The sequence below is a fragment of the Streptomyces sp. NPDC019443 genome, from assembly GCF_044389785.1.
In the GTDB taxonomy this organism is placed as follows: Bacteria; Actinomycetota; Actinomycetes; order Streptomycetales; family Streptomycetaceae; genus Streptomyces.
The window spans coordinates 659,590-672,240 of record NZ_JBIRYJ010000004.1 but is presented as its reverse complement, the minus strand read 5'-3'; the positions used below and the strand labels follow the sequence as shown (position 1 = coordinate 672,240).

Below are 12,651 nucleotides of genomic sequence, written 5' to 3'. Positions count from 1 at the left end.
GGTTGATAGGCCAGATGTGGAAGCCGGGCAACCGGTGAAGCTGACTGGTACTAATAGGCCGAGGGCTTGTCCTCAGTTGCTCGCGTCCACTGTGTCAGTTCTGAAGTAACGAACTGTCGAGGCCCCATGGCCGGGGTTCCGGATCGATATCTTCATAGAGTTTCGGTGGTCATTGCGTTAGGGAAACGCCCGGTTACATTCCGAACCCGGAAGCTAAGCCTTTCAGCGCCGATGGTACTGCAGGGGGGACCCTGTGGGAGAGTAGGACGCCGCCGAACAATTTTTAGCCTCAGTCCCCGGACCTTGTCCGGGGACTGAGGCATTTTTGCGTTCAGAACCGCATTGCTCAGAGCTGCGTGACGCGGTCAGTATCGGGAGATGGACTATGTCATTCGACCCGTACTCGCGGAGGAGTGGGCCAAGGCCCGGGAGATCCGGCTCGCCGCCCTGCGGGATCCCGCCGCACCCATCGCCTTCCTGGAGACGTACGAGCAGGCCATCGAGCGGCCCGACGGATTTTGGCAGGAGCGCACGTCCAGAGCTGCCGAGGGGGTCGTGGGGCGGCAGTTCATCGCCGAGGCGACGGACGGGCAGTGGGCAGGCACGGTCACCGTGCTGGTCGAGCGGCCGGCGGGCGAGGTGCGGTTCGGGGAGGCGGCGAAGGTCGACCAGACGCATGTGGTCGCGGTGTTCGTACGGCCCGAGGCACGTGGTTCGGGTGTCGCGGAGGCGCTGTTCCGGGCGGCCATGGAGTGGTCTTGGGGGTTGGCCGGGCCGCCGGTGCAGCGGGTGCGGCTCTATGTGCACGAGCGCAATGCGCGGGCCGCGGCGTTCTACCGGCGGATGGGGTTCGTGGCGAGTGGGGACGCCGTGGCCGTGCCGGGTGATTCCGCGGCGCGGGAGCTGGAACTCGAGGTCCTGCGTTAGAGGGCTTCAGGTCCGTTTGCGCTACTGGCCGAGTGGCTCGGGCCAGCGGGCGCGCGCCTGTTCGGCGGAGCGGAGCAGGACCAGGGTCGGCAGTCCCTGGTCCTGACCGGTGGCCAGCAGCTCCGGAAGCCGAGGAAGCGGAGCCACGGCGGCGACGTCGTCCAGGACGAGCGTCATTGGTGGGTCGAGCCGACCGTCGGATGACCGTGCGGCCATGCGGCGGCCGTGCTCGACCACGTCTGAGGCCAGTGCGGTGAGCAGAGGCATTGCGCCGGGGTGGGTTCGGGGGTCCTCAATGGGCTCCCCAACCAGGTAGAGCGTGCCCCCTTCGTCGACAAAAGATTCCAGGGTGAGCGAATCCGTTCGGTTCGGGGTACAGGCCTCGCGGATGTGGATCGAGGAGAGGGCGGAGAGGGCGCGTACCACCAACTGCTGGGCGATCTCCCGGCGTTCGGGGTGCGCGGTGAGCGCGGACTCGAGGAGGCCGGCGAGTCCGGCGGTGGCTTTGGGATGCGTACGGAGGATTCGTACGGCGTCATGGGCGCCGCCGCCGAGCGCCCAGCGGTGGAGCTGTTTGAACGGGCGTCCGTCCACGGCGGCGGCGTGCAGCCAGCAGCGCAGGAGTGTTTCGGCGGTGTCGGCCATGGCCGCGTCGAGGAGGGCGCGCGGGCGTACGGGGGCGAGGAGGGCCGTGGCGCGTGCCTGGGCGGTGGCGGGGTCTTCGCAGTGTGCGATGGGGGACCAGTGGAGGCGGGCGGGGGTGTCGCAGAGGTGCCCGGGGTCGTAGACGAGGACGGGGCCGAGCTTGGCCCGGGCGTCTTTGGTCTCGGCCCACACGGTGGGGTCGGAGGTGACGACGAGGGCGGGGCCGTCGGCGTCGAGGACGGCCTGGACGGTGGTGGGGCGACGGGTGGCGGGGTCGCCGTAGAGGAGGCGGGGGGTGCGGGGCGCGGGGATGGAGGTTTCCCACCCGCCGGCCCCTTGCCCCGCAAGGGGGTTGCGGCCTGCGGCCCCCGCGGGGCTGGTTTCCCAGCTGCCCCCTGCTTGGGGGGCCGCAACCTGCGGTTGGGGGTGGCCGTTACCCGGCCGCGCCGGGTCGGGGCCGTGGGTGGGGTTGAGGTCCCGCACGCCCGCGCCTTGCCCCGCAAGGGGGTTGGGGGCTGCGGCTGTGCCGCTGCCCGTGGGGGTTGCCTCGACCGGCTGCGCCGGGTTCGGGCCGGCGGCCTCGCCATGGCCCGCCGGGGTGGTTTCCCAGCCGCCCGTGGCCTGTTCCCCGCCCCGGTCGGGTCCCGTCTCCAAGCGCCTGCCCGACGCAGCACCGCTCCCCTTCCCCGCCGCACCCCGCACTCGCCCCGCGCGGACTGCTCGCCAGCGGGCCAGTGTGCCCAGGGTGAATACCGTCAGCACGACCAGGACCATCAACTCACCGATCGCCAGGCCCCAGAACAGGCCGTAGCCCGAAAGCTCCGCGGTCGGTGTCTGTGGCCACGCCGCCGGGAGGTCGTGGGGGTTCGACGCCAGCGCGCGCATCGCCAACGGCGTGTTGGTGAAGGTGACGCCCTTCGGCCACGCACCGCGCGCCAGTACGCCCGCCAGACCCGTTGCCGTCCAGACCAGCAGCGTCAGGCCGAGCAGGAAGCCGAGCAGGCCCACCAACAGGCCGTCCGGGATGCCGCGTTCGTCCTCGGGCCGGTGGTGACGGTTGCGCATGTCATGCCACCGTCGACTCGGAGGACGCGCCCAGTTGCTGCTGCTCGATGAGGGCCGCGCGCTGCTCCGCCTCCCACTCCGCGGCCGCTACGTCCTCGGGCAGCGCGGGCCCCGAGGATTCCGTCATCGCCCGGTCCGTGAAGACCAGTGGTCGCTCCGCCTCCGTCACCAGGTGTTTGACCACCTGGACATTGCCGTTGACGTCCCAGACCGCGATGCCGGGAGTGAGCGTAGGAATGATTTCGACCGCCCACCGCGGCAGGCCCAGCACTCGCCCCGTCGCTCTCGCCTCGTCCGCCTTCTGCGCGTAGATCGTCCGTGTCGACGCCATCTTCAGGATCGCCGCCGCCTCCCGGGCCGCCGCGCCGTCGACCACGTCCGAGAGGTGGTGAACCACGGCCACGAAGGAAAGGCCAAGGCGGCGGCCGAACTTCAGCAGGCGCTGGAAGAGCTGGGCGACGAACGGGCTGTTGATGATGTGCCAGGCCTCCTCGACCAGGAAGATCCGTTTCTTCCGGTCGGGACGGATCCAGGTGTGCTCCAGCCACACACCCACGATCGCCATCAGGATCGGCATGGCGATGGAGTTGCGGTCGATGTGGGAGAGATCGAAAACGATCAGAGGCGCGTCGAGGTCGATCCCGACCGTCGTCGGGCCGTCGAACATGCCCCGCAGGTCACCGTCGACCAGCCGGTCCAGCACCAGCGCCACGTCCAGACCCCACGCGCGTACGTCGTCTATGTCGACGTTCATCGCCTCGGCGGACTCCGGCTCGGGGTGCCGCAGCTGGTCCACGATGTCGGTCAGCACCGGCTGCCGGTCGACGATCGTCTCGTTGACGTACGCATGCGCCACCTTCAGCGCGAACCCGGACCGCTCGTCCAGGCCGTGCCCCATGGCGACCTCGATGATGGTCCTCAAGAGCGCGAGCTGGCCTGTCGTGGTGATCGCCGGGTCCAGCGGGTTCAAACGGATCCCGCCGTCCAGCGCCGTCATCGGGTCGAGCCGGATGGGGGTTATCCCCAGCTCCTGGGCGACGAGATTCCACTCGCCGACCCCGTCCTCGCCCTGCGCGTCCAGCACCACCACCTGGCGGTCGCGGAAGCGCAACTGCCGCAGCACGTACGTCTTCTCCAGCGCCGACTTGCCGTTCCCGGACTCGCCGAGTACGAGCCAGTGAGGCGCCGGCAGCTGCTGGCCGTACAGCTGGAAGGGGTCGTAGATATAGCCCTTTCCGCTGTACACCTCGCGGCCGATGATCACGCCCGAGTCGCCGAGGCCCGGCGCGGCGGTGGGCAGGTAGACGGCCTGTGCCTGGCCGGTGGACGTACGCACCGGAAGCCGGGTCGTCTCAACCTTCCCGAACAGGAAGGAGGTGAAGGCATCCGTGAAGACGGACAGCGGATCTCGCATGGCGGAGTGCCCTCTCGTCAGCGTCGGATGCCGGTCGCGAACGGCAAGGTGTTCACAAAGGCACGGTGGTGCTCGCGGTCGCACCACTCCAGCTTCAGATACGACTTGCCGGCCGAGGCTCTGATCGTCCGCTTGTCGCGGGCCAACGCCTCCGGCGACCGCGAAGACACTGTGATGTACCCGACAAGGTTCACCCCCGCCGCACCGCTGGCGAGATCTTCACCCCTCTGGTCGAGTCGCCCGTGCGCGGCGATGTCGCGCGGGTCGACGGTCCGGTTCATCTTGGCGGCGCGGCTGGCGTCCGCCTCGTCGTTGGTCTTCTCGGTCAGCATCCGCTCGATGGCGACCTCGGTGGGCTCCAGATCCATGCAGACCGCGACCGTACGGATCACATCGGGGGTGTGGACGAGCAGCGGCGCAAGGAAGTTGACGCCGACCGGGGTCATCGGCCACTCCTTCACCCAGGCGGTGGAGTGGCACCAGGGCGCGCGGGTGGACGACTCGCGGGTCTTCGCCTGGAGGTAGGTGGGCTCCATGGCGTCCAGCTCGGCGGGCCAGGCGTTGCGTTTCGTCATCGCCTGGATGTGGTCGATGGGGTGGTCGGGGTCGTACATCGAGTGGACGAGGGAGGCGAGCCGGCCCTGTCCGAGCGGCTGGCGGACCCGGATGTCGGCCTCGGCGAGGCGCGCGCAGATGTCCGTGAGCTCGCGGGCCATGACGACGGCGAGGCCCGCGTCCTTGTCGAGCTTCCGTGAGTTGGAACCTGTGGCGTGGCGGGCGGCACGGGCCATGGCGTGCGCCTCGGCGGCCAGCTCGCGGGTGTAGTGCATGCAGGCGACGAGGTACGCGCGGTGCTGCTCGCTGGAGGTGGAGACCATCGACTGGAGCTGGTCGTACGAGTCGCGCAGCCAGCCGGGCGACTGCTGGTCGCCGCGCTGGGCGACGTCCTTGGCGTGCGCGTCGGGGTCGGCGGGCAGCGTACGGGCCAGAATCTGAAGACGGGTCACAAAGCCGTCGCCGTTGGCCACATGCTTCAGCAGCGTGCCGAAGCGGTCGACGAGGGCCTCCTGGTCCTCGCTGTCGCGCAGTCCGACGCCCGGGCCCTCGATCTCGATGGCGGCGGTGACCGTACGGCGGTCGGCGTGCAGCAGCACGGCGATCTCGTCCGGGCCGAAGGGGGCCGCGAGCCAGTTGATCCGGCCGATGCCCGGGGGCGGGCCGACCTCGATCTCACGGCCGTCGAGCCGGATCCCGGCCTCGGCGGCGGTGGAGCGGTAGAGGGTGCCGCTGCGCAGGGTGCGCTTGTAACTGCGGTTGATCTCGAACCACTTGTAGAAGGTGCGGTGTTTGTACGGGACGTACACGGCGGCGAGGGCGAGGAGCGGGAAGCCCATCAGGAGCACGATCCGCAGGGACAGGACGGGGACCAGCAGCCCGCTCATCATGCCGAGGAACGCGCCGGCGATGATCAGCGCGATCTCGCCGGTCTCGCGGTTCTTGCCGACGATCGCGTTCGGCCGGGCCCGGCCGATGAGATACGTGCGGCGGGGCGTGATCGGATGGGACTGGGTGGTCAACGCCCTCCACCTCCTGTGCTCTTGCGGTTGCTGTGCGGGGTGCTGGTGCCGGGCGTGCTGCTACGGGGCGGGGGCGCGGCGGGTGCAGATCCGCCGCCCCCGCTCCCGCCGCCCGAGCCGGGGTTGCGGCTGCTGTGCGCGGCGACGCCTCCGCTGAGGGGGTTGGCCGGGCGTGGGGCGCTGCCGTTGCTCTCACCGCCGCCGCTCTGGTTGCCGCGGCTGCTGTGGGTCTTGATCCCTTGCGAGACGAGGGCGGCGGGGGAGCTGATGACGGCGGCTGCGGCGTTCTCGGCGCCGTTCTGCAGGCGGTTGTTGCGGGAGGCGGCGATCTCGTCGCCGAAGCCGGGGACGAAGCGGTAGATCATCGCGGAGGCGAAGATGGCGAGCAGGATGATCGCGAGTCCGGAGACGACGGCGGAGAAGGAGTCGGGGCCCTTGTCCGCGGCGAGGGCGCCGGCGAGTCCGAGGACGATGACGATGACCGGCTTGACCAGGATGACGGCGATCATGATCCCGGCCCAGCGGCGTACGTGCCCCCACATGTTCTTGTCGACGAGTCCGGCGTAGACGACGACGCCGAGGAGGGCGCCGACGTAGAGGAGGACGGCGCGGACGAAGAGCTCGAGGTAGAGGACGCCGGCGGCGAGAACGGTGACGAGCGAGACGACGATCAGCATGATCGGTCCGCCGCCGATGCTGTCGCCCTTCTGGAGGGCCTCCTTGAAACTCCCGAAGAAGACGTCGGTCTGCTGGCCGGTGCCGGAGGCGATGACCTCGGTGACGGCGTCGGTGGCGGAGACGAGGGTGTAGAGGATCAGTGGCGTGAAGGCGGAGGCGAGGACGGTGAGCCATAGGAAGCCGACGGCTTCGCCGATGGCGGTGGTGAGGGGGACGCCGCGGATGGCGCGCTTGGCGACGGCGAGGAGCCAGAGGATGAGGGTGAGGATGGTGGCGGCGGCGAAGACGATGGCGTAGCGGGCGAGGAAGGCGGAGTTGGTGAAGTCGACCTCGGCGGTGGACTTCACGGCGTTGGAGAGGACGTCGACGATTTTCACGGCGGCGTCGGCGCAGCCGCGGGCGAGGGAGGCGAGGGGGTCCAGGGCGGTGGTGGGGTCGGGGGGGCCGGTGCGGGCGGCGCCGCCGGGGTCGCCGTTGTCGCAGTAGTCCCGCGCGGGGCCGCGAATCAGGTCGCAGGGGTCATTGCTCTTGCTGGGAGTCGGCGTCGGTGTTGGGGCAGCGAAGGCGTGCGCCGACAGGAGCACGGCAGCTGTCTGGATACCTGTGACTGCGGCGACGATCGAGAGGGCACGGCGGCGGCTATCGGGCATACGTGAACCCTCCGAACTGTTGCACGGCGTCGGCCATCTCCTTGGCGCCGGAAGCGGCTTGGTCACGGCCGACGGGTACGGGTCCGTCCTTCTGGGTGAAGTCGGTGATCTTCCAGTCCCCGCCGACCCACTTCAGCGCAAAGGTGTTCGTGTACCAGCTCTCGGAGACGGGGTTCTGGGAACCCTCGCCCGCCAGCCCAAAGAGCGCCGAGTACCAGACGGAGACGCTCACGGTTTCGCCGGTGAAGCTTTCGACCTTCGACCCCACGGGATTGAACCGCGAGATAAAGGTCATCCCAGCCGGGGCAGTGCCGTCAGGCTTCAGCCCGATGCCGGTGAGGAACTTCTCGCCGGCATACACCTTGTCGAGGTCACCCCGTCGTGCGGCGGCGATGTCGGGTGCGTACACGGCACTCACGATCTGGTCACGGCGAGCCTTGTTGTACATACCGTCAGAACCGAGCGCCACCAGGTAGTTGGCGGCCGCGCTCTGCGCCCCCTGCTCGTCCTTGGCGAACCCCGACGGAATCGCCCCGTTCTTCCCCGTCACCGGCCGCACCCCCGTCGCCGCCGTCGGTGCCGTCCCCGTGCCCTTCGCGTCGGTCGTTGACGAGTTGTCGTCGCCCCCGCCCTGGTTCGCGAACGCGATAGCCGCGATCAGCAGCACCACGACGCCCACCACCGTGATCAGGGAGCGTGAGCTCCGCACCGGTCTGCGCGCGCCGCCGTAGATGTCCGTGTCGCCGCCGCCCGGCAGACGCGTACGCGTCTGGCCCGTGCCGCCGAAGCCCTCGTCCGTGCGGCCGCCCGGCTCGCCGCCGTAGCCGTGCTCGTCACCGAGGCTCATCTCGCGTATGCCCCCTCAACCGTTCGCAGTTCCACGTCGTACGACACGTAGTACGACGGTAGTCGTGCTGCTTCCCGCGCGGGCGCGGTGTGGTGACTCGACATCAGGGAGACGCAACCTCAAAGGGTGGGCCGGGCACGCTCGGAGAGGACGGACGGGCGGGTCAGACAGCCATCCCGTACACGATGGTGAACAAGGTCCCCAGTGACCCGATGATGAAGACGCCGGTCAGCCCGGCGACGATCAGGCCCTTGCCCTGCTCGGCGCTGAAGGTGTCGCGAAGTGCCGTCGCGCCGATGCGCTGTTTGGCCGCGCCCCAGATCGCGATGCCGAGGCAGAGGAGGATGGCAATGGCCATCACCACCTCGATCATTACTCGTGCCTCGTTCCCCAGGCTCCCGAAAGGCCCCCAGTTCGGGGCGATTCCGCCGATGATGGTGGTGATGTCGCCCTTTTCGGCTGCCAGGATCATGTAACTCACCGCCCCTGTTGGGTTGTTCAGTGCCCCTGCCCCTCGGCACGGGCCGTCGTTCTATCTTCGCTGATGAAATCGCCCGCGTAAGCCGACTTGGCGGGTCTCTTTACCCGATCTCCGCACGTATGACCGATCTCACCATCCTGACCTGCGGCGGCGTGGACCGGTTCGGCGCTATGAGTACCTATCGTCACTCTGTGTATCACGGGGGGTGACTCCGGGCAATAACTGTCGTTGTGCCACCTTTGGGGGCGCTGCACGCTGTCTCGTCCTGGTCGTGCCCCGTCCGAGGGCACGGTCAGGAAGGCGGCGACAACAACGCCCACCCGGAGTTCCGCCGAACGCTGCACTCGCTCCTCCGTGGCGGCGAGGAGCGCCATGCGTTCCCGGAGGGCAGTTGCCGGAGAGAGCTGGACGGGTGCACCACGATTCGAGAACCCTGCCGCGGGAAAACTGATGACCAGGATGCTCATCAACGGGGGGACTGCGGACCAGGGTGCGCGTAGACGTCAGCTCCGCCGCCGGACAGAACCTACTACCCGGACCCGTGACAGCGGCTGCTCGAGTAGTTGTACCTACGGCTACTTGAGCGGTCTGACGCACGCCGTCACCCAGGGGTGGCGACTAGTTTTGTGGCTATGAAGCGCGATCAGCAGCACAGGGTGTGGCCGGACCGGACTTCCGTCGCCGGAGGCGGCGCCACCTGGTCGGTGTCCAAGGTGCTCGGTGTGGTGGTCGGGCTCCTGGTGGCCGTGGTTGTCCTCCCGTATGTGTTTGGCGCCGTCGTACCGGGGATGGCGGGGGCGGCGGACGCGCGGGCGAAGGCCGCTCCCAGTCTCACCTCTGGTGGCAGTTACGGCTCGCCGCTCGCCCCGGACGGCACGGCCCGGTACAACGACGGCGTGCGGGCCAAGGTGAGCCCCGCCCACCGGATCGCCCCAGTGCCCAACGACGACCGGCGGGAGCCCGGCGACCTGACGTACGAGTTCGCGGTGACGTACATCAACGGCTCGGACAAGGTGTTCGACGTGGACGCCTACGAAGAGGTCGAAGCAGGCTACGGCATGGATGCGGTCATGGCCGAGCCGGCCATCGACGGGAAGGCACCCCGCTCGGGGGAGGATTGGTTCCCCGAGAGCCTGGCGCCGGGCGAGCGTGTGACCGTACCCCTTCGTTTCAATGTCCCCGCGGGCACGAAGTTCCTGACCTTCGAGACCAGCGTCTCGGAGGGCTACCGCGACCTTGCCATCTGGAAACTCCCCCTACCCTAGGTCCGTTCTCAACCGGTGAAAGTGGACGCCGTAAGACGAGGGCGGCGGCGTCCGGCCCTTCGGCGAAGTGGTCGAACTCGCCCGCGCGTACGCCGAGGACAAGGGCGTCCCGTTCCTCTGCGCGTGGCCACTATGGTGCCAGGCACTGATCTCTTGGAGGCGGACCAGGCTCCCATCCCTGTGGGCGATGTCGATCCCGGGGCGGACTCGCGCGCGGCGCGTTCCCTTGAGGCTCCGCACGACGTCCGCGAAGTTCTGTGGGTGGTGAGCCTGACGCGCCGGGGTCCGAGCGCTCAGTGAGTTTGACGGCGTCCGCTGTCGCGGCGATGTCTACGCCTGGTCAGCTGTCCCGAGGCCGCCAGCAGATCCCATCAATATGACGCTTTCGGACTTCCCCAGCCCATTCCTGGCCCGATTGCCCGTCCGAATCGATCACCGTCGGCTGGCGACCGCGATAACGGGCGTCAGGGGGTGACGGGTCTCTGCTCGTCGAGCTCCGCGAAGTGGTCGAATTCGCCGGCCTGTACGCCGAGGACGAAGGCGTCACACTTCTTACGGGCCGTGGTGACGACGTTCAGCGCGGGAGGCGGGCGCGGGCTGCACCTCGTTCAGCCCTGCGCCGACAGCTGGGGCGCGCACCCGCTCAAGTGCGGCGGGAAACGGCTCTGGTCGAGTGCCGAGGCGAGGGGCGCGGTCGGCCCAGGTGAGGGGCTCGATCCGGGAGCAGTATTACGTGGTACGCGTATTACGGAATACAGTCGCGGTTCTATGGCAGGAGGTGCTCAATGTCCACCCAGGGCGGTGCCGACAAGGTAATGGTGGAAATGCTCTGGCTGGGAGCGAGGCGGTTGCTCCGGACCGGTACGCCTCCGGGCGGACTGCCCGGCCAGGGTGGCAAAACCGTCCGCCTCAACGCCAGTCGGCCTACGCAGAGTTGGATATCTTGGACGGTGTGACCGACAACGCGCACTTACGGGCCAGGATCGACACCTCGCGCCCCCACACCGCCCGTATCTGGAACTACTGGACCGGCGGCAAGGACAACTACCTCGTCGACCGCGAAGCCGGGGACCAGATTCGCCAGCTCCACCCCGGCATCGTCGACTACGCCCTCGCCGACCGGCTGTTCCTGGGGCGGGCCGTGCATCATCTGGCCGCGGATGTCGGCATCCGGCAGTTCCTCGACATCGGGACCGGGCTGCCCAGCGCCAACAACACCCATGAGGTGGCTCAGCGGGCGGCGCCCGAGGCGCGGATCGTGTACGTGGACAACGACCCTCTCGTCCTCGCGCAGGCCCGCGCTCTGCTCGTCGGTACGCCCGAGGGGCGGACCGACTACCTCGATGCCGATCTGCGCGACGTCGAGACCGTCCTGGAACGCGCCGCCGCCACGCTCGACTTCTCGCGGCCCGTCGCGCTGATGCTGCTCGGGGTGGTGATCTTCATCGAGGACGACGAGGAGTCGTACGGAATCGTCCGCCGCCTCATGGACGCGCTGCCCGCCGGGAGTCATCTCGTTCTCTCCCACACCATCACCAGCCCGGCGATGCCCGATGTGGACGCCGCCGTCGCGTTCTGGAACGAGCACGGCACGCCCCGGCTCACACAGCGCACCCCGCAGGAGCTGACGCGGTACTTCGACGGGCTCGACATGCTGGAGCCCGGTCTGGTGTCGTGTTCGCGCTGGCGGCCTGAGGCGGCCGGTGGCGAAGAGCCCGACGAGGTCGCCATGTTCGGCGGCGTCGGGCGCAAGTCGTAGAACGTAGACGGCAGGACGCGAACCGTAGAACGCGAACCGTAGAACGCAAACCGTAGGACGCGAACCGTAGGCGCGGGCCGAAGCCCGTTGGAACGCGGCCCGGATGGGAGAGGGTTGAGGGCGTGCGAAAAGTCTGGATGGCCAGTGGGGTCGGGATCGGGCTCTGTCTGGGCTTCGTCGCGCTGCTCGTCGTCGGGACCTACTCCGCGGCCGCCGGGCTCATGGGCGCGAACGGCAGCGGCGGGCGGGCGGTCGGGCTTGCCAAGGGAGCCGTGCCCGCGCTCTATCAGCCGCTCGTACAGAAGTGGGGCAACCTCTGCCCGGCCATCAACCCCGCGCTGCTCGCCGCTCAGCTGTACCAGGAGAGCGGCTGGAACCCCAGAGCGCAGAGCCCGGCCGCGGCCCAGGGCATCGCGCAGTTCATCCCCGGTACCTGGGCGACGCACGGCGTCGACGGGGACAAGGACGGGGACCGTGACGTCTGGGATCCGGCGGACGCGATTCCGTCTGCCGCCTCGTACGACTGTGAATTGGCCGGGTACGTCAAAAAGGCGCCCGGCGACCCGACCGACAACATGCTCGCCGCGTACAACGCGGGCGCGTACGCCGTCATCAAGTACGGCGGCGTCCCTCCGTACCGCGAGACGCAGAACTACGTGAAGGTCATCCGCACCCTGGAGAAGAGCTTCGCCCGGCCCGTCGGAAGGGTCGAGCCGTCGCGGCAGGCGGCCGGCGCGATCTACTTCGCGCAGCAGAGGCTGGGCACGAAGTACCTGTGGGGCGGCAACGGCACCCCTGAGCAGGGTGGACGTTTCGACTGTTCCGGGCTGACCCAGGCCGCGTACCGGACGGTGGGTATCGAGCTGCCTCGGGTCGCGAACGATCAGTACAACGCCGGTCCACATCCCTCGCGCGACGAACTGCTCCCCGGCGACCTGGTCTTCTTCTCGGACGACCTCACCAACTCGCGGGCGATCCGGCACGTCGGGCTCTATGTCGGCGGTGGGTACATGATCAACGCGCCGTACACCGGAGCTGTGATCCGCTTCGACAAGATCGACACCCCGGACTACTTCGGCGCGACGAGAGTCACCGAGGATGGCGCGAAAGCGCTGCCCACGCACCTCCCCGAAGCATGACGAATTGCTGTACGTGGCCGGAACTCTCCGCTAAGCCAAGGCCCTGAGCTGCGACGATGTGTCACTCTTCGATAACGTCATGGTGATCGTTCGGTGGAGAGTGGAACGTACACAGGGAACAGGCCGTTCCCTGGACAGGGACAGCGGCACTGACCATGCAGCAGACACCGTAATGACCGCGGGGGTTGGTAGAGGCGGCGCACT

10 protein-coding genes, 1 rRNA gene and 1 pseudogene are annotated in these 12,651 nt (G+C 68.7%); 5 read left to right on the top strand and 7 right to left on the bottom strand.

The genetic code is table 11. The annotated features are described in order from the left end of the window. Positions 1-161 precede the first annotated feature (161 nt). Both rrf and ACH492_RS17330 read left to right on the top strand, forming a co-directional pair. Positions 162-278: ribosomal RNA gene (gene rrf / locus ACH492_RS17335) — 5S ribosomal RNA — on the top strand. A 100-nt stretch (positions 279-378) separates the two neighbouring features. After that, complete coding sequence (locus ACH492_RS17330) at positions 379-927, top strand: GNAT family N-acetyltransferase (RefSeq protein ID WP_398987303.1); 549 nt, start codon at positions 379-381, stop codon at positions 925-927. Positions 928-948: 21 nt separating this feature from the next. Here the strand turns inward: ACH492_RS17330 and ACH492_RS17325 are convergent, their stop codons facing one another. The 6 genes from ACH492_RS17325 to ACH492_RS17300 all read right to left on the bottom strand — a co-directional run bounded on the left by ACH492_RS17325 (position 949) and on the right by ACH492_RS17300 (position 8,275). Beyond that, a complete protein-coding gene (locus ACH492_RS17325) occupies positions 949-2,637 on the bottom strand; it encodes a type VI secretion protein (protein WP_398987301.1) in 1,689 nt (562 codons plus the stop codon). A 1-nt stretch (position 2,638) separates the two neighbouring features. Then, positions 2,639-4,051 (bottom strand): ATP-binding protein, encoded by a 1,413-nt coding sequence (locus tag ACH492_RS17320; protein ID WP_398987299.1) that lies wholly within the window; start codon positions 4,049-4,051, stop codon positions 2,639-2,641. Between the two features lie 17 nt (positions 4,052-4,068). Then, positions 4,069-5,628: an SCO6880 family protein gene (locus tag ACH492_RS17315; RefSeq protein WP_398987297.1), complete on the bottom strand. Its 1,560-nt coding sequence runs from the start codon at positions 5,626-5,628 to the stop codon at positions 4,069-4,071. Beyond that, positions 5,625-6,956 (bottom strand): hypothetical protein, encoded by a 1,332-nt coding sequence (locus ACH492_RS17310; RefSeq protein ID WP_398987295.1) that lies wholly within the window; start codon positions 6,954-6,956, stop codon positions 5,625-5,627. The genes ACH492_RS17315 and ACH492_RS17310 overlap by 4 nt, the downstream gene beginning before the upstream one ends. Continuing rightward, positions 6,946-7,803, bottom strand: a complete 858-nt coding sequence (locus ACH492_RS17305; RefSeq protein ID WP_398987293.1) for a hypothetical protein — start codon at positions 7,801-7,803, stop codon at positions 6,946-6,948. Before ACH492_RS17305 ends, ACH492_RS17310 begins: the two co-directional genes overlap by 11 nt. Positions 7,804-7,966: 163 nt before the next feature. Then, positions 7,967-8,275, bottom strand: coding sequence for a hypothetical protein (locus tag ACH492_RS17300; protein WP_005315450.1), 309 nt, complete (start codon positions 8,273-8,275; stop codon positions 7,967-7,969). 641 nt (positions 8,276-8,916) lie between these two features. On the opposite strand from ACH492_RS17300, the gene ACH492_RS17295 reads away from it, so the two are divergent. Further along, complete coding sequence (locus ACH492_RS17295; RefSeq protein ID WP_398987291.1) at positions 8,917-9,549, top strand: hypothetical protein; 633 nt, start codon at positions 8,917-8,919, stop codon at positions 9,547-9,549. A 464-nt stretch (positions 9,550-10,013) separates the two neighbouring features. On the opposite strand, the pseudogene ACH492_RS17290 reads toward ACH492_RS17295, so the two are convergent. Then, positions 10,014-10,124: pseudogene (locus tag ACH492_RS17290) on the bottom strand (DUF397 domain-containing protein); the annotation flags it as partial. Between the two features lie 377 nt (positions 10,125-10,501). Here ACH492_RS17290 and ACH492_RS17285 point away from each other — a divergent pair. Both ACH492_RS17285 and ACH492_RS17280 read left to right on the top strand, forming a co-directional pair. Then, positions 10,502-11,308, top strand: a complete 807-nt coding sequence (locus tag ACH492_RS17285) for an SAM-dependent methyltransferase (RefSeq protein WP_398987289.1) — start codon at positions 10,502-10,504, stop codon at positions 11,306-11,308. A gap of 137 nt (positions 11,309-11,445) precedes the next feature. Then, positions 11,446-12,447 (top strand): NlpC/P60 family protein, encoded by a 1,002-nt coding sequence (locus ACH492_RS17280; protein WP_398987383.1) that lies wholly within the window; start codon positions 11,446-11,448, stop codon positions 12,445-12,447. Positions 12,448-12,651 lie beyond the last annotated feature (204 nt).